Annotated in this window: 13 protein-coding genes; 5 read left to right on the plus strand and 8 right to left on the minus strand. The window is 67.6% G+C overall.

Going from position 1 to position 16,474, the window contains the following annotated elements; translation table 11 throughout:
* The 4 genes from IRZ12_RS08195 to IRZ12_RS08210 form a co-directional block, all read left to right on the plus strand.
* Positions 1–1,018 (plus strand): YeiH family protein (locus IRZ12_RS08195; RefSeq protein ID WP_296467012.1); only part of this gene is annotated, 1,018 nt, incomplete at its 5' end.
* 144 nt (positions 1,019–1,162) lie between these two features.
* The gene (gene purE / locus IRZ12_RS08200; protein WP_296467015.1) at positions 1,163–1,696 is read left to right on the plus strand and encodes a 5-(carboxyamino)imidazole ribonucleotide mutase; all 534 of its coding nucleotides are present in this window, start codon (positions 1,163–1,165) and stop codon (positions 1,694–1,696) included.
* Entirely contained in the window at positions 1,693–2,859 is a 1,167-nt protein-coding gene (locus tag IRZ12_RS08205; RefSeq protein WP_296467018.1) for a 5-(carboxyamino)imidazole ribonucleotide synthase, read from the plus strand. The genes purE and IRZ12_RS08205 overlap by 4 nt, the downstream gene beginning before the upstream one ends.
* Before the next feature lie 6 nt (positions 2,860–2,865).
* Positions 2,866–3,861: an L-threonylcarbamoyladenylate synthase gene (locus IRZ12_RS08210; RefSeq protein ID WP_296467022.1), complete on the plus strand. Its 996-nt coding sequence runs from the start codon at positions 2,866–2,868 to the stop codon at positions 3,859–3,861.
* Between the two features lie 43 nt (positions 3,862–3,904).
* Here IRZ12_RS08210 and IRZ12_RS08215 read toward each other — a convergent pair whose 3' ends face one another.
* The 6 genes from IRZ12_RS08215 to IRZ12_RS08240 all read right to left on the minus strand — a co-directional run bounded on the left by IRZ12_RS08215 (position 3,905) and on the right by IRZ12_RS08240 (position 9,085).
* A complete protein-coding gene (locus tag IRZ12_RS08215) occupies positions 3,905–4,681 on the minus strand; it encodes a hypothetical protein (RefSeq protein ID WP_296467025.1) in 777 nt (258 codons plus the stop codon).
* A gap of 20 nt (positions 4,682–4,701) precedes the next feature.
* Positions 4,702–5,226 (minus strand): flavin reductase family protein, encoded by a 525-nt coding sequence (locus IRZ12_RS08220; protein WP_296467028.1) that lies wholly within the window; start codon positions 5,224–5,226, stop codon positions 4,702–4,704.
* A 64-nt stretch (positions 5,227–5,290) separates the two neighbouring features.
* The gene (locus IRZ12_RS08225; RefSeq protein WP_296467031.1) at positions 5,291–6,202 is read right to left on the minus strand and encodes a DUF72 domain-containing protein; all 912 of its coding nucleotides are present in this window, start codon (positions 6,200–6,202) and stop codon (positions 5,291–5,293) included.
* Between the two features lie 168 nt (positions 6,203–6,370).
* Positions 6,371–7,009, minus strand: a complete 639-nt coding sequence (gene pdxH, locus IRZ12_RS08230) for a pyridoxamine 5'-phosphate oxidase (protein WP_296467049.1) — start codon at positions 7,007–7,009, stop codon at positions 6,371–6,373.
* Positions 7,010–7,059: 50 nt separating this feature from the next.
* Positions 7,060–7,713, minus strand: a complete 654-nt coding sequence (locus IRZ12_RS08235) for a gamma-glutamylcyclotransferase (RefSeq protein WP_296467034.1) — start codon at positions 7,711–7,713, stop codon at positions 7,060–7,062.
* A gap of 40 nt (positions 7,714–7,753) precedes the next feature.
* The gene (locus IRZ12_RS08240) at positions 7,754–9,085 is read right to left on the minus strand and encodes an MFS transporter (RefSeq protein ID WP_296467037.1); all 1,332 of its coding nucleotides are present in this window, start codon (positions 9,083–9,085) and stop codon (positions 7,754–7,756) included.
* Between the two features lie 118 nt (positions 9,086–9,203).
* Between IRZ12_RS08240 and IRZ12_RS08245 the strand changes: the two genes are divergently transcribed.
* Positions 9,204–10,013: a tRNA threonylcarbamoyladenosine dehydratase gene (locus IRZ12_RS08245; RefSeq protein WP_296467041.1), complete on the plus strand. Its 810-nt coding sequence runs from the start codon at positions 9,204–9,206 to the stop codon at positions 10,011–10,013.
* Positions 10,014–10,020: 7 nt separating this feature from the next.
* Here IRZ12_RS08245 and IRZ12_RS08250 read toward each other — a convergent pair whose 3' ends face one another.
* On the minus strand, positions 10,021–10,647 hold the full coding sequence (locus IRZ12_RS08250) for an aminotransferase class IV (RefSeq protein WP_296467043.1): 627 nt from the start codon (positions 10,645–10,647) through the stop codon (positions 10,021–10,023).
* A gap of 1 nt (position 10,648) precedes the next feature.
* A complete protein-coding gene (gene uvrA, locus IRZ12_RS08255) occupies positions 10,649–16,459 on the minus strand; it encodes an excinuclease ABC subunit UvrA (protein WP_296467047.1) in 5,811 nt (1,936 codons plus the stop codon).
* Positions 16,460–16,474 lie beyond the last annotated feature (15 nt).

A 16,474-nucleotide genomic window follows, 5' to 3' on the forward strand; every position in this document is an offset into this window, starting at 1 on the left:
GGTCGGGCCCGGCTTGTTACTGGCGGGTGGGCTAGGGGCGGCCGCGGTGTTGCTGGGCCGGTGGGAAGTCTTCGCCAGCCGGGGCATGGGCGCGCTGACGCTGGCCATCATCCTGGGCATGCTGGTGGGAAACACGATTTATCCGCGCATCGCCGCCCAAGGCGCGGCTGGCGTAGGCGTGGCCAAGCAGACGCTGTTGCGTGCCGGAGTCGTGTTCTACGGCCTGCGCTTGACGTGGCAGGACATCGGCGGGGTGGGGCTGGCAGGCATTGCCATCGATGCCTTGGTGCTGGCTTCCACCTTCGGGCTCGCCTGGCTACTCGGCACGCGTGTATTCAAGCTGGATCGAAGCTTGGCCTGCCTGGTCGGGGCGGGGGCGTCCATCTGCGGCGCGGCGGCGGTGATGGCCACTGGCCCGGTGCTGCGGGCGCGCGCCGAGGAGATTGCCGTGGCCGTGGCCACCGTCGTCGTCTTCGGCACGCTGGCCCTATTTCTCTACCCCGTTCTGTACCAGATGAACGCGCAGTGGGGCGTGATTCCCGGAGGTGAGCACGGATTCGGCGTTTATGTTGGATCGACCGTCCACGAGGTCGCCCAGGTGATCGCCGCGGGGCGGGAGATCAGCCCCGCGGCGGCCGACACGGCGGTGATCGCAAAAATGGTTCGAGTCATGATGCTGGCGCCGTTCCTGCTGGCATTGTCGGCCTGGCTGGCGTGGGGCGGATGCAGGGCCGGTGCCGCAGGCGCGGACAGTGGCGGAAAACTTTGCATCCCCTGGTTCGCCGTCGGCTTCATTGCCATGGTGGCGTTCCATTCCGCGGTTCCTTTGCCCGAACAGTGGGTCGCGATCGCGATCGAGCTCGATACGTTGTTGCTGGCCATTGCCATGGCCGCGCTGGGGTTGACGACGCAGGCCGGGGCGATACGCCGCGCGGGCGTGCGGCCGCTGCTCTTGGCCGGTGCGCTCTTCGTCTGGCTCGTCGTGGGCGGCGCGGGAATCAATCGCCTCTTGGGCTGAGAGCGTGGTTTTCTCGCCTCATCGAATCGCAGGGGGCGAGCTTCCAGAACCGAGATCGGGCGGGCCTTGCCGGCCCCGGCGGGTTAAAATCCGTTCTTTAGATGCTCGTCCGGCGCGGTGCGCCAGACGCCCGCAAGGTTCCTCATGTCCAGTCCTTCCTCTTCTTCCCCTTCTTCCCCCGCAGCGGTGCAGGTCGGCATCGTGATGGGTTCTTCCAGCGATTGGGAGATCATGAAGCACGCGGTTGCCGTGCTGGATGAATTTGGCGTGCCCCATGAAGCCCGCGTCGTATCGGCCCACCGCATGCCGCTCGACATGGTGGAGTACGGCGCCGAGGCGACGCGTCGCGGCCTGCGAGCCATCATCGCGGGCGCGGGAGGCGCGGCGCACCTGCCGGGCATGCTCGCGGCGCTGACGTCGGTGCCCGTGTTCGGCGTGCCGGTTCCGTCCAAGTACCTGCGCGGAGAGGATTCGCTGTTGTCCATCGTCCAGATGCCCAAGGGCGTGCCGGTCGCGACGTTCGCCATTGGCGAGGCGGGCGCGGCCAATGCCGCGTTGCACGTGGTCGCCAACTTGGCCACCACCGATCCGGCGCTCAGGCAAAGGCTCGATGCCTTCCGTGCCCGCCAGACCGAGGCCGCGCGCGCGATGACGCTTCCGCCGGGAGGCCAGGCATGAAGACGGGACGCATCGTGCCGCCCGGCGGTTGGCTGGGCCTGCTCGGAGGGGGGCAATTGGGCCGGATGTTCTGCCAGGCGGCCCAGAGCATGGGATATCGTGTCGCGGTGCTCGACCCGATCGCCGAATGCCCGGCGGGAGCGGTTGCCGACCTGCACATCCGGGCCGATTACGACGACGAAGCGGGGCTGGCGCAGCTGGCCGAGCGCTGCGCGGCCGTGACGACCGAATTCGAGAATGTGCCGGCGGCTAGCCTGGAAAAGCTGGCGGCGCGCTGCCAGGTCAGCCCGGCCGCGAGCGCCGTCGCGATCGCACAAGACCGCATCGCCGAAAAGCGCTTCATCTCTTCCATGGGCGTGCCGGTGGCGCCTTATGCGGAGATCCGGTCGGCCGCCGACATCGATGCGGCGCCGGCTTCGCTGTATCCTGGCATCTTGAAAGCGGCCCGCCTGGGTTATGACGGCAAGGGGCAGGCGCGCGTGGAGTCGGCCGAAGAGGCCCGCGCCGCCTTCGATGCTTTCGGCGGCGTACCCTGCGTGCTGGAAGCCAGGCTGCCCCTGGAGTTCGAGATTTCGGTCGTCGTGGCGCGCGGCTTCGACGGCGAGGTCGTGACCTACCCGGTCTCCGAGAACGTGCATCGCGACGGCATCCTGGCAGTCTCGACCGTGCCGTCGCCTCGCGCCTCGGCCGACGTTGCGCGCCGCGCCTCGGCGGCTGCGCTCCAGGTCGCATCGGGCCTGGAATACTGCGGGGTGCTGTGCGTCGAGTTTTTCGTGCTTCCGCAAGACCGCCTCATCGTCAACGAAATCGCGCCGCGCCCCCATAACAGCGGGCACTACAGCATCGATGCCTGCACGACCAGCCAATTCGAGCAGCAGGTGCGGGTGCTGGCCGGCCTGCCGCTCGGGGCGTCCGACATGCTGGCGCCGGCGGTCATGCTCAACGTGCTCGGCGACATCTGGTTCCGGCAGGGCGATGAGGCGGTCGAGCCGCCTTGGGCCAAGGCCTTGGAGGTCCCCACGGCCAAATTGCACCTGTACGGCAAGAAGGAAGCACGCCGCGGCCGCAAGATGGGGCACGTGACCTGTCTCGGCGCCGACCGCGACGCGGCGGGCCGCAGCGCCGCGCAAGTCGCGGCCGCCCTCGGCATCGTTTATCCGTAGGCGCCGATGGACGCGCGCATCCTGCCGCCCACGCCCGAGGCCATCGCCGAAGCGGCGGACCTGCTGCGGGCCGGGCAGCTCGTGGGGATGCCTACCGAGACGGTGTACGGCCTCGCGGCGAACGCCTCGGATCCGGACGCCGTGGCGCGCATCTTCTCCGCCAAGGGTCGGCCCAATGATCATCCCGTCATCGTCCACGTGGCCGCCGGCGACGATTTGTCGCGCTGGGCCGCGCACGTTCCCGGCGCCGCGCGCCGGCTGATGGATGCGTTCTGGCCGGGGCCGCTGACCCTCATCCTCCCGCGGGCCCCTGGCGTGCCCGATGCCGTGACGGGCGGACAGGATACGGTCGGGCTGCGTTGTCCCTCTCATCCCGTCGCCCAGGCCTTGCTGGCGGCATTCGGCGGCGGCGTTGCGGCGCCCTCGGCCAATCGCTTCGGCCGCATCAGTCCGACCACTGCCCGGCACGTGGCAGACGAATTCGGCGCGGCCGTGCCCTTGGTGCTGGATGGGGGGCCGTGCGAGGTCGGCATCGAATCGACCATCGTCGACGTCTCCGGCGAACTTCCCCTGCTTCTGCGGCCGGGCCACATCTCTGCCCTGGCGCTGTCGGAGGTACTGGGCACGGCGGTGCTGACGCGTTCCCAAATGGACGATCGCCGCGCCGTGCCGCGCGTCTCGGGCTCGCTATCCGCGCATTACGCGCCCCGCACCCCGCTCAAATTGGTCCATGCGGACCGGCTCCCGGGGGAGGTTGCCGCCGCACGGGCCCAGGGCCGGTCGGTGGGGGTCTGGTCGAAGCGCGATCCGGGCGGGGCGGCCGTCTGGGTGGAGGCGCCCGCCGATCCCGAAGGCTATGCACACGCGCTTTATGCGACGCTGCGCGAACTCGATGCCCGGGGGCTGGATGTGCTGATGCTTGAGCAGCCGCCCGAAACGCTCGAGTGGTCTGCGGTGCGCGACCGGCTCGGACGCGCAGCGGTGGGGTCGGGCCCTGCCTGAGCGGTGGCCGGGCCTGCCGCGAAGCAGGACCGGGCCCCTATCGCTACGGCCGCTTGCGGGCGTAGGCAAACCAAGCGGCGGACTGCGCACTGTTGGTCGCCATGATCAGCAACAGCGGCTCTTTTTCCTCTTCGGCCAGGCGCACGGCGACTCCTTGCATGCTGGTGCCTGCGTGCTGGCCCAGGCAGTTGGTGGCATTGCCGAAAGAGAAAGTGGTGGTCGCGTAGTTCTTGCCCGAGGCGGCTTTGGTCAGTGCGCCGCTGACGTTGCAGGTATCCGGCCTTCCGCTGATTTGGAACCGGGCGTCGAAGTTGCCGTTGGACTGGATGGTGAAGGTCACGCCCGAGCTGGTGCTGTCGCGCCCTTGCCAGGTGCCCGAGTAGGCCGCGAGATCGAAGGCGGCGTCGTACTGCTCGTTGAACGTGGAAGCAAAGGTCACGTTTTGTCCGAGGTTGCCGTCGAACGTCGAGCGGGTCGTCACCGTGCCGGTGATGTTGGCCGTTTCGGCGGTAGTGTCGCCGGTGCCGAAGGTCTTGCCGGTTCCCGAAAATGCCTTGCCGTTCAGCGAACCCGTTCCGCGCGTGAGCCGGCGCACCTGGGTGAAATTTTCGCTCCACGACATGGCCCACAGCTCGTTGTTGGGCGTCACGAGCATGTGCAGGGAGAGCGTGTCGCTGGTGACGGTGCCTGCCCAGATGCCTTGCGCATCGCTGTTGCCGCCACTCCCGCCGCCTCCGTCTTCGTCCGGCGAACCAAAGTAGCCGTTGCAGCCGGCGACGGACAGGGTGCAGAGCAGGGCGAGGGCGATGCGACGATGCATAGACGGTCCGGAGAAAAGGTTTAGGGAGAAGGCGGCGCCTTGCGGGCGCGTTGTGGCGTGAGGTCGAAGCCGCCCGCGTGAAACACCAGCGGCATGGCGTCCGTGTGGCCGCAGCGTTCGACCTCGCCGACGAAGATGCAGTGGTCGCCTTCGTGATATCTGCTGCGGTTATAGCATTCGAACCAGGCCGTGCAACCGTGCAGCAGTGGCGCGCCGTTTTCTCCCGGGCGCCAAGATACTTGGGCGAAGCGGTCGGCGGGGTTGCCGCGGACGGCGAAGCGCTTGGCAATGTCGAGCTGGTCGGCCGCCAACACGTTCACGGCATAGTGCCTGGCCGCCTCGAGCATGGGGAGCGAGCTGGAGGTCAGCGAGAGGCTCCAAAGCACGAGCGGCGGCGTCAGGGAGACGGAGTTGAACGAACTGACCGTCAGGCCGACGGGGCGCCCGTCCGGCCCGATGGCGGTGACCACCGTCACGCCGGTGGCGAAACGGCCCAGGGCCGAACGGAATGCGGTGGAGTCGAAATTCGGAAGAGCTGCAGGCATCCAGGAAAGGGGCTGACGCACCCAGGTCGCTGGTTGCGCGCTGATGTAACTTTAAAACCCCATTTTATCCGGCCCCGGCCATGCGGGGGACGATCTCTTTGGCCAATAGCTCCAGCGTGAGCGGCGCGCTTCCCTCCGCCTTGTTGTTCGCGATGATCCATGCCGGCTGGCCAGCCGCGCGCGCCGCGCAGGCGGCTTCGGCCAGGACGCGGCGCGTTTCGGGATCTTCGGCCTGGATCTTGTCGAACGGAAAAAACTTCGCCTTGGCCGCTTCGTAGCGTTGGCCGGCGAGCAGGCTCCATCGGACGACCAATGGGCCGGGGCCCGTGGCCTCCACCGCCCGCATCTGGCGTGCCGCCGGGGGCATGCGGGCGTGGATGGCCACGCAATAGCGCGCGTCGCGCTGGGCGAGCATTTTCATCATGCGCGGCGTGACGACTTGCGGGTCGCGGAACTCCACCGCATAGAAGGGCGCCTCGCGCCCGCGGGATGCGGGCAAAGGGGGCAGCGCCGCCAGGAAGGCGGAGAGGCGTGCCACCCAGCCGGCCGGGTCGGCCAGGACCTCTGGCGGCAGCGGGGAAAACTGGAAGACCAGCGGACCGGCTTTGTCGCCTAACCCTTCCAGGCACGGTGCCACGAAATGATCAGTCGCCAGGACCGGATCGAGAAAACTGGGATTCGGTCCTGTCGGCGCCCCGCGGTCGTCGCGCAGCACTGCGTCCGTGATGAGGTTGGGCGCTTTCACCACGAAGCGGAACCCGGATGGTACCTGGCGTGCGTAGTGGGCATATTGCTCGGCCGTCAGCGGCGCGTAGAAGGTGCGGTCGAGGCTGACGCTGTTGAGCAGCGGATGGGACGAATACGCCGGCAGGCCTTCGCGTGACAGCAGCGATTCGCTCGCCTTGGCGCCGTACACGATCCCGTTCCAGCCTGAGAAGGCCCAGGACGAGGTGCCAAGATACACGTGCGGTGGCATGGCGGCGCCCAATTGGCGCAACGCCGCAGGATGTTCCGCCGCGGGTATCGTCTTGCCCTTCCGCCTGGGTGGTAGGCCCGCGGCCGGCGCGTCATCGAAAAATGAGGTTTGGCTGGGCGTGACAGGTGCGTCGTCGCCCGCTCGACGATCCTGCTGCGGCATCGCGGCCTATGGAGCAAGGCGCACGATGCGCCAGCCGCCTTCGGGAACGGGCCGGTAGAGCAGGCGGTCGTGCAGGCGGGAAGGGCGGCCTTGCCAGAACTCGATGGCGTCGGGCACGACGCGATATCCCCCCCAATGGGGGGGGCGAGGCGGGTGTTCGCCAAGTTCGGCGCGCAGGCGCTGCTCGCGCTCGCGCAGGACCTCCCGGTTCGGGATTTCGGTGCTTTGTTCGGACACCCAGGCGCCGATCCGGGAACCGAGCGGCCGGCTGTGGAAGTAGGCGTCGGATTCTTCTTCCGACGTGCGCTCGACGCGGCCTTCGATGCGGACCTGGCGTTCATGTGCCGGCCAGAAGAACAACAGGCTGGCGTAAGGCACGTGGGCAAGGTCGCGCCCCTTGCGGGAATGGTAGTTGGTATAGAAAACGAAGCCCCGCTCGTCGTAGCCCTTGAGCAGCACCGTCCGGGCGGCGGGGCGGCCCCGTTCGTCGACGGTGGCGAGCGTCATGGCATTGGGGTCCGGAAGCCGTTCGGCGACGGCACGGTCGAACCAGGCTCCGAACAGTTCGAGCGGCGAGGCCGGGGCGTCGGACTCCAGCAGGGCACCTTGCTGGTAGTTCTGACGAATGTCTGCGATGGACATGATGGCGGGCGAAGAAGAAATCCTACCCATCACTATACCGGGTTGCGCGGCTCCTATTCCTGCGCCAGCGCCAGTCGGCGAACGAGCCGGTCCAGGCGCGTGTCCCGTATGCCATGGGCCTGCAGCGCGCGGGCCGTATCGAGCACGTAGTCCACGCAGGCGCCGTAGCGTCCGTGTGCTCGCCGGATCGCGGCGAGCACTTCCTCTTCAGCGAGCCCGCTGGCATAGCCAGAGCCCTTCCGGTCGATGACGAAGGCGAGGGCGTCTACCGGGCCTGCGGGCGTATTGCAGCGCAGCCAGCGGGGCAGGTACGCGCCGGTCATCATCTCGCGTTCCCAGAGGGCGGGGAAAATGCTGTCGACGTCCGCCGCAGCGATGCGCAGCGCAACCCCGTGGCAGCTGCCCCCGCGGTTCAGGCCGAACACCAGGCCTGGCGACGAGGGCGTGCCGCGGTTCACGCGCGACCACAGGCACAGCGAGCGGTGATAGCCGCGCACCGTGGCCAGGCGGCGTTCCTGCACCGGAAACTCGGCTTTCCAGATCAATGAGCCGTAGGCGAACAGCCAGATGTCGTCACGCCGATTCCAATGGCGCAGGGCGGCTTTGCGCGATGCGTCCAGCTCCTGCGCACTGAGCAGCAGCGGGGCGTATTCAGGGGATGGGGCGCAGGGCGGCGACGGTGCGATTCCCGGTGCGGAGCGCATCATGCAATCGCCGGCGGGTTGTCGTTTCGCATGCATGACGGGACTATCGTTTTTCGCTGCGGGTGGCCATGTTGCCGGCCGCATCGGAGGCTTTCCGTTCTGCCGGTTGCGGCGGTGAGGTCTCGCCGCGTCGCGGAGGCCGAGTCAGGGTTCCGCCTGCGAACAGGCACGCCGCCACCGTCCAGAAGGGCATGCCCAGGCCGGTCAGCGCGCTCAGGCTGCCGAAGACCAGGGGAAGCACGAACTGTCCGCCGTTGATGATGGCCATCCGCAGCCCGAGCGCTTCGGCGGCGCGTCCCGCCGGTGCGTGGGCATGGAGCAGGGACATCAGGCTGGGTTGGCCGCTGCCCAGGGCGAGCCCGAGTAGGAAGGCCAGCAGGATGAGAATGGGGACTTCGCGGAAGAAAGGGTACAGCACGTAGACGACGCTGGCGGTGAGCATGGCGGCGCGCAGCAGCGTCCACGCGGCGACCCGTTGCTGTATCCACGGAAGCAGGATGCGGATCACGAAGGTGGCGACCGAGAACGCGGACAGGATAAGCCCTATGGTCGTGGCCGACAGCCCGATGGCAGACCCAAATATGGGCACCATGAAGGCATTGAGGTCCCAGGCACCGGACAGGAGCGCGGTGGAGATGAGCACCCGGCGCAGCGTCGGGTTGGCGAGCAGGTCGCTCACTTGGTCGCGGCTCGCGCGGCGGTGCGTCCGGCTGGGGCGCGGCAGCCGGCGCTGCTGCTTGAGCAGCGTGCCGAGTGCTAGCAACTGGCACAGGAACAGGATGCCAAACGCCCAACGCACGCCCAGGTGGTCGATCGCCAGCCCGGCGATCAACGGTCCGCCGAAGCCCGAGATCGACATGGACAAGGAAAGGCGCGAGAAGTTGATGATGCGCCGCTCGGGCGAGGCATACATCCCCATGACGTTCTGCGCGGCGATGTGGAAGGTCATGCAGCCTATCCCGGTCATGAAGCTCGATGCGAACAGCACGCGGGTGTCTTGCACCGCGAACGGCAGCAGGCTGCCGGCGATGAGCAGGGAGACCCCGATGCGCATGGGCACCCTGGCGCCAATGTGGTCCACCCAGCGGCCGACATGGACGGACAGCAGCATGGGGAGCAGCGCGAAGAGCGCCATCAGCACGCCGACGGTGAAACTGGATGCGCCCTGCGCGAGCGCGCCGAGCGAGACCGTGACCCGTCCGCCCGTCAGGCCGATGTGGGTAAGAATGCCCAGGACGCAAAAGATGAGGACGCCGCGCTCGTCGAGCGGTGCCTGGGGCGGCTCGGCGGCGGCAGCTTGCTGGCGGGTGACAGTTGGGCCCAAGGTGAATGCGGTGCGGAGTGCCGCAATCGCGCGGCGGCTTCGGGGTGTCATGCATTCTAACGCCGGGATCGTGGCTCGGCCATGGGGGCGCCTTTCCGGGCCTGCTACTATCACGGCATTTCCGCGGCCGCGCCGCCCGGAGCGTTTTCGTTTTTTCCCCCGGATCATCATGAGCTGCGATATCGATACCGAGCGCCGGTTCGGCGGCCTCGACCGCCTGTACGGACCGGGAGCGCTCGATGCGCTACGCGCCGCGCGCGCCACCGTCGTGGGGCTGGGCGGCGTGGGCTCATGGACCGCCGAGGCCTTGGCCCGGTGCGGCGTCGGCACGCTGACGCTGATCGATCTCGATCACATCGCCGAATCCAACGTCAATCGGCAGGTTCATGCGCTGGGCCGCACGCTGGGGCAGGCCAAGGTGGAAGCCATGGCCGAACGCATACGCGACATCAACCCGCAGTGCACGCTGCACCTCGTCGACGACTTCCTCGACCCCGACAACGTCGACCGTTTATTGCCGGACCCGACGAGCATCGTCGTCGACTGCACTGACCAGGTCTCGGCCAAGATCGCCATGATCCTGCGTGCGCGCCGCATTGGTGCGCCGCTCGTGGTGTGCGGGGGGGCGGGCGGCAAGACCGACCCGCTGGCCTTGCGCGCGGGGGATTTGTCCGAAGCGGTCAACGACGCCCTGCTGGCCAAGATTCGCAACCAGCTGCGGCGCCATCATGGGTTTCCCAAGGCCTCGCACGTGGCGGGCAAACCGCCGCGCCGGCTGCCGAAAATGAAGGTGCGCGCGCTATGGGTCGACCAGCCGGCGAGGTTGCCGGCGGCATGGCTGCAGGATGCGGACGCGCCCGCCGGGGCGCCACAGGGGCTTTCATGTGCGGGCTATGGCTCGGCCGTGACGGTCACGGCCGCGATGGGCCTGGCCGCGGCGCATGAAGTCCTGCGCTACATCTTCCCGGCCGAGCGCTGAGCCGGATTCAGTCCAGCTCGACGTCGAACCAGCCGCGCAGCGCATTGGAGAGGCGCAGCCCCTGTGCCTGCGCGAGCATCTCTCGCGTGATCACGCCTTCGACGGCCAGCTCTTCGTCCAGCAAGGCCTGCCGCTGGACGCCGGGCAGCAGTCCGCACGAAACGGGTGGGGTGATCCATTGGCCATCCAGGTAAACATAGACGTTGGACCGGCTGCCTTCGCACAATTCGCCGCGTTCGTTCAGATACAGCATGTCGAAGTGTTCCGGGTGGGCTGCCAGCCAGGTCGTCGCCTCGTCGTACCACGGGCGCGCCGTCGTCTTGTGGCGCAGCAGTGTTTCGCCAGACCGGAGGCGGCGATGGGACAAGCTTGCTCGCGGCCGCTGCGGCAGCGTGTCGAGCGGCGAGGTCTGGATCTCGATGGCGCCGTTGTCGGCGACCAGCACGCGCATGCGGTGCGCCCCGCCTTCGGGTAGGCCCGCCGCAGCGCGCGCTACGGCGCGCTGCACGGCCTCCACCGAGCTGCGGTAGGCGAGTTCGGCGCACGAGCGGCCGAGCCGCTCCAGGTGCCAGGGAAGCAAGGGCATGCGGCCGTCAGCGTCGACGCGTATGGTTTCGATCAGTCGCGGCCGCATCTCAAGATGCCTTGCTCATTTCCACCTGGGACGCCATGAACTCGGCCAGCACGCGCCCGGTGTGCGAGCGCGCCCGTTCCCGCATGACCTGTTCCGGCGAACCCTGCACCACCAGTTGACCGCCTTCGTTGCCTCCCTCCGGCCCCATGTCCAGTAACCAGTCGGCTTCGGCGATGACGTCGAGGTTATGTTCGATCACGACCACGGTATTGCCGGCATCCACCAGGCGGTGCAGCACGCGGATCAGTTTTTCCACGTCCGCCATGGACAGGCCCACGGTCGGTTCATCCAGCACGTAGAGCGTGTGCGGCGTCTTGTAGGCGCGTCCCGTGCGCATCGTGCCCTCGTCCAGGCGGGCTTTCGCCAGCTCTGTCACCAGTTTGATGCGCTGCGCCTCCCCGCCCGACAGCGTGGGCGAGGGCTGCCCCAGGGTCAGGTAGCCGAGCCCTACGCTTTGCAGCAGCTGCAGCGGATTGAGGATGGAAGGATGCGCCGCGAAATACTCGACGGCTTCGTCGATTTCCATGGCCAACACCTCGCCCACGCTCTTGCCTCGCAAATGCACGGATAGCGTTTCGCGGTTGAAGCGCTGGCCGTCGCAGGCATCGCACGGCACTTTCACGTCCGGCAGGAAATTCATTTCTATCGTGCGCATGCCCTGGCCTTCGCAAACCGGGCAGCGGCCTTCGCCGGTATTGAAGCTGAAGCGGGCGGCCGTCCAGCCGCGCATGCGCGCTTCCATGGTGTCGGCGAACTGCCTGCGGATGGCGTCCCAGAATCCTACGTAGGTTGCCGGGCAGGAGCGCGGCGTCTTGCCGATCGGCGTCTGGTCGACTTCCAGCACGCGGTCTAGGGTTTCCCATCCCTCGATGCCCGCGCACCCCGTCCAGGCGCCGCCTTTTTCGGCAGCATCCTTCCCGATGCGCCGCTGCAGGTTGTCCAGCAGCACGTCACGCGCGAGGGTGGACTTGCCTGAACCCGAGACGCCGGTGACCACGGTGAGCCGGCCGATCGGAAAGCTGGCATCGACCTCGCGCAAGTTATGCAGTCGCGCGCCGCGCACCGTGATGCGGGGCGTTTCCGCCGTGACCGGCCGGCGTGCCTGCAAGGGGTGTTGCAGCGGCCGGGCGAGGTAGCGGCCAGTCAGGGACGCGGGATTGGCCATGATGTCCTGCACCCGGCCCTGCGCGACGACGGTTCCGCCGCGGACACCGGCCCCGGGGCCCATGTCGATGACGTGTTCGGCGCGGCGAATGGTGTCTTCGTCGTGTTCCACGACCACAAGGGTGTTGCCCTTGCCCTCGAGCTTGGCCAAGGCATTGAGCAGGATGCGGTTGTCTCGCGGGTGCAGCCCAATGGTCGGTTCGTCCAGCACGTAGCAGACGCCCTGCAGGTTGGAACCCAGCTGCGCCGCGAGCCGTATCCGTTGGGCTTCCCCGCCAGAAAGCGTGGGCGCCGCCCTATCCAGCGCGAGGTAGCCCAGTCCGACCTCTTCCAGGAAAGCGAGGCGGCTGCGCAGTTCGGCAAGAATGTCGCGCGCGATCTCGGCCTCGCGGCCCTCGGTCTCAAGCTCGCGGAAAAACTTCGCCGCATCGCGTACTGCCAGGGAGGCAAGCTGCGCGATCGAGCGGCCTCTCCAGCGCACCGCCAGCGATTGGCGGTTCAGCCGTTGCCCGTGGCACGCTGGGCAGGGCTGCACCTCTTCGTCGCCCATGTTCCAAGCGGCTTCTTCCCCTGTCTGTTCCGCGTCGAAGCCGGGCAGCTTGACGCCCGTCCCGAAGCACGCCGGGCACCAGCCGTGCTTGGAGTTGTAAGAGAACATGCGCGGGTCGGGCTCGGGAAAGCTCTGGCCGCACGACGGGCAGGCCCGCTTGACAGAGAACACGCGTTGTTCGAGGTCGGGGGCGGGCGCAGCGTCGCCGCTCGCCATGGCGGCCCGCAGTTTCTCCAGGGGCCAGACCACGCTCATGACGCCGTGTCCGTGTTCCAGGGCCTCGTGCACGGCCGCCCGCAGCTGGGCCTCGTTGGCCGGATCCACGATGAAATCGGCCACTGGCAGCTCGATGTCGTGCTCCTTGAAGCGGTCCAGGCGCGGCCATTTCGCTGTCGGAATGAAGGCGCCGTCCACCCGCAGGTGGGTGTACCCCTTGTTGGCGGCCCATTTCGCGAGGTCGGTGTAGTAGCCTTTGCGCGCCTTGACCAGCGGCGCGAGCACGCCCACGTGTTGGCCCTTGAGCTCGCGCATGACGCGGCCGACGATCAGGTCGAAGGTCTGGGGTTCGACCGGCACCTCGCAGTCGGGGCAGTACTGCGTGCCCAGCTTCATGTACAGGAGGCGCATGAAATGGTGCGTCTCGGTCATGGTTGCGACCGTGGACTTGCGGCCGCCGCGGCTGGTGCGCTGCTCGATGGCGACCGTCGGCGGGATGCCGAAGATCGCATCGACGTCCGGCTTGCCGGCCGGCTGGACGATGGAGCGCGCATAGGCGTTCAGCGATTCCAGGTAGCGGCGCTGGCCTTCGTTGAACAAGATGTCGAAGGCCAGCGTTGATTTGCCCGAACCCGACACGCCGGTGATCACCGTAAACGCGCCGCGCGGAATTTCCACGTCCACGTTCTTGAGGTTGTGTTCGCGCGCGTTCTTGATCTCGATCGCGCGCGAGGTGCGGCGGCGCTGCGCCAGCACGTTCTGCAGCGGCATGCCTGCGGGCTCGTGGCTACCGTCCGCCCCATAGGGCTCGATGCGCTCAGCCACGACGGTGGGCGCGCCCAGCTGCGCTTCTTCTGGCGCCTGGGCGGGCGCATCGGCGGCCTGGCCGATCTGCGCTTCGTATTCGCGCAGCGCGCGGCCCGTGTGGGAGGCCGGGTGCCTCATGACGTCCTGCGGCGTGCCCGCGACGATGACCTCGCCGCCTGCGTCGCCGCCTTCGGGGCCCAGGTCGATCAGCCAGTCCGAGGCACGGATGACGTCCAGGTTGTGCTCGATGACGATGAGCGTGTGGCCGGCCGCCAACAGCTTGCGGAAGGCGCCCATCAGGCGCGAGATATCGTCGAAGTGCAGGCCGGTCGTGGGTTCGTCGAACAGGAACAGGCTGCCCTTCTTCGAAAGCTTCGCGCCGATGGCCGCGATGCCCGAGCGTGCCGCCTCGGCCAAGTGGCCCGCCAGCTTGAGGCGCTGCGCCTCACCGCCCGAGAGAGTTGGGACCGGCTGTCCCAGGCGCACGTATTCGAGGCCGACGTCGGCCAGCGGTGACAGCCCCAGCTGGATGTCCCGCTCGCCCTCGAAGAAATCCAGGGCCTCGGTCACCGTCATTTCCAGCACGTCGGAGATCGAGGCCGAGCGGCCCTTGCGCTCGATCGTGACCTCGCGGATTTCGGGGCGGAAGCGCGTGCCGTCGCAGTCAGGGCAGCGCAGGTACACATCGGACAGGAACTGCATCTCGACGTGTTCGAAGCCCGTTCCGCCACAGGTAGGGCAGCGGCCGTCGCCGGCATTGAAGCTGAACATCCCGGCGGTGTAGCCGCGCTCCTTGGACAGGCGCGCCTGGGCGAAGAGTTTGCGCACACCGTCGAACGCACCCACGTAGCTGGCCGGGTTGGAGCGCGCCGTCTTGCCGATAGGCGACTGATCGACCATGACTACGTCCACGATCCAGTCGTCACCGAGGATGCGGTCGTGCGCGCCCGCCGCCTCCGTCGGCTTGCCCTTGAGCTTGAGCAGGGCGGGGTAGAGGACGTCCTGCACCAGCGTCGACTTGCCCGAGCCGGAGACACCGGTCACGCACACCAGGCGGCCGAGCGGGAATTCCACCGTGATGTTCTTTAGGTTGTGCTCGCGCGCGCCTTCCACGATCAGCCGCGGCGTGCCGGGCGTGACGGGCATGGGGCGCGGGGCGGCGACATGGCGGCGGCCGGAGAGATAGTCGCCGGTGAGCGTGCGCGCCTGGCGCAGCTGCGCGGGCGAGCCATTGAACACGATCTGGCCTCCGCGCTCGCCCGGCCCCGGGCCGATGTCGATGATGCGGTCCGCCGCCAGCATGACTTGCGGGTCATGCTCGACCACCACCAGCGAGTTGCCGGCATCGCGCAGTCGATGCATGACCTCGACGATGCGGTTCATGTCGCGCGGATGCAGGCCGATGGAAGGCTCGTCCAGCACGAACAGCGTATTCACCAAAGAAGTGCCGAGTGCGGTCGTGAGGTTGATGCGCTGGACTTCCCCTCCTGAAAGCGTGCGGCTTTGCCGGTCCAGCGTCAGGTAGCCCAGCCCCACGTCGCACAGGAACTTGAGCCGCGCGCGGACTTCCTGCAGCAGCAACTCTGTGGCCGCGTCCATGACGCCTTCGAAGCGCAGCGCGTCGCAAAATACGCGTACGCGTTCGATGGGAAGCAGCATCAGATCGTGGATGGATAGGCCGGGCAGCGCATCGAGCGTGGCCTGGTCCCAGGCGACGTGCAGCGGCCGGAAGCGGACGTAGCGATCGTCCGACTCAGGCAAGATCAGGTCGGCCTCGGCCTTGGTTCCCACGCGCCAGAGCAGCGAATCCGGCTTCAGCCGGGCGCCGTTGCAGTCGGGGCAGGGCGTGTACGCGCGATACTTCGACAGTAGCACGCGTATATGCATTTTGTAGGCCTTGGTTTCCAGCCAATCGAAGAAGCGCTTGACGCCGTACCATTGGTATTTCCAGGCGTCGCTGCCTCCCTTCCAGTCCGGAGTGCCATTCAACACCCAATCGCGCTGCACAGGGGTGAGCTTGCGCCACGGAACGTCCAAGGGAATGCCGGCGCGAGTCGCGTACTTCACTAGTTCGTCCTGGCACTCCTTGTAGCTCGCCGTCTGCCACGGCTTGATGGCACCGCCGCGCAGCGTCTTGTTTTCGTCGGGGATGATCAGCCCGTAGTCGATGCCGATGACCCGGCCGAACCCGCGGCAGGTTTCGCACGCGCCGAGCGGCGAATTGAACGAGAATGCGCTGGGCGTGGGCGAGGCGTACGCGATGTCGCACTCGGCGCAGTGCAGCTCGTCGCTGTATTTCCAGTGCGCGGTCTCGTTGCCCTCGGCGTCTACGGCGCGTACATCCACGCGGCCCGCCCCCAGCCGCAGCGCGGCGTCCAGCGCTTCCATGACGCGTGCGCGTTCGGCATTGCCGAAACGGAAGCGGTCCTGGACCACGTCCAGCACCTGTACCGCGTTCTTTCCGCTTCCCGCCTTGCGCTGGGCGTGCACCCGGGTATAGCCCTGGCGTTCCAGGAAGCCACGGATTTCTTCTTCCGTATAGTTCGCAGGAACTTGGACTGGAAAGGTGACGATCAGCCGCGGGTCGCCCGCCTCGGCCGCGCGGCGGGCCAGGGAAGCGTATATGGACTCGGGCGTGTCTTTTTGTACCGGCCGGGCGCACTGGCGGCAGAAGAGCCGCCCGGCCCGCGCGAACAGCAGCTTGAGGTGATCGTTGAGCTCCGTCATCGTGCCCACGGTGCTGCGCGAGGTACGCACCGGGTTGGTCTGGTCGATGGCGATGGCGGGCGGGATGCCCTCGATCCGGTCGACCTGCGGCTTGTCCATGCGGTCCAGGAACTGGCGCGCGTACGGAGAGAATGTCTCGACATAGCGGCGCTGGCCTTCCGCGTACAAGGTGTCGAAGACGAGCGAACTCTTGCCTGAGCCGGATACGCCGGTCACCACCACGAGCTCATTGGTCGGGATGGAAAGGCTGAGATTCTTCAGGTTGTTCTGGCGTGCCCCGACCACGCGGATCTCGGGTTCGGCGGGCGGGGCCAGGGGGACGTCGGGAGCAGGGGAGGCGGAGGACATCGTTCGCATGTCTGG

The organism is Pigmentiphaga sp. (assembly GCF_019689535.1).
In the GTDB taxonomy this organism is placed as follows: Bacteria; Pseudomonadota; Gammaproteobacteria; order Burkholderiales; family Burkholderiaceae_B; genus Pigmentiphaga.

Excerpts from the sequence above, each read along its gene's own strand:
- IRZ12_RS08215 (WP_296467025.1), bottom strand. The coding sequence starts at position 4,681 with ATGCATCGTCGCATCGCCCTCGCCCTGCTCTGCACCCTGTCCGTCGCC.
- IRZ12_RS08235 (WP_296467034.1), bottom strand. The coding sequence starts at position 7,713 with ATGATGCGCTCCGCACCGGGAATCGCACCGTCGCCGCCCTGCGCCCCA.
- uvrA (WP_296467047.1), bottom strand. The coding sequence starts at position 16,459 with ATGTCCTCCGCCTCCCCTGCTCCCGACGTCCCCCTGGCCCCGCCCGCC.
- IRZ12_RS08205 (WP_296467018.1), top strand. The coding sequence starts at position 1,693 with ATGAAGACGGGACGCATCGTGCCGCCCGGCGGTTGGCTGGGCCTGCTC.
- IRZ12_RS08250 (WP_296467043.1), bottom strand. The coding sequence starts at position 10,647 with ATGCGGCCGCGACTGATCGAAACCATACGCGTCGACGCTGACGGCCGC.
- IRZ12_RS08220 (WP_296467028.1), bottom strand. The coding sequence starts at position 5,226 with ATGCCTGCAGCTCTTCCGAATTTCGACTCCACCGCATTCCGTTCGGCC.
- purE (WP_296467015.1), top strand. The coding sequence starts at position 1,163 with ATGTCCAGTCCTTCCTCTTCTTCCCCTTCTTCCCCCGCAGCGGTGCAG.
- IRZ12_RS08210 (WP_296467022.1), top strand. The coding sequence starts at position 2,866 with ATGGACGCGCGCATCCTGCCGCCCACGCCCGAGGCCATCGCCGAAGCG.
- IRZ12_RS08225 (WP_296467031.1), bottom strand. The coding sequence starts at position 6,202 with ATGCCACCGCACGTGTATCTTGGCACCTCGTCCTGGGCCTTCTCAGGC.
- IRZ12_RS08245 (WP_296467041.1), top strand. The coding sequence starts at position 9,204 with ATGAGCTGCGATATCGATACCGAGCGCCGGTTCGGCGGCCTCGACCGC.
- IRZ12_RS08240 (WP_296467037.1), bottom strand. The coding sequence starts at position 9,085 with ATGACACCCCGAAGCCGCCGCGCGATTGCGGCACTCCGCACCGCATTC.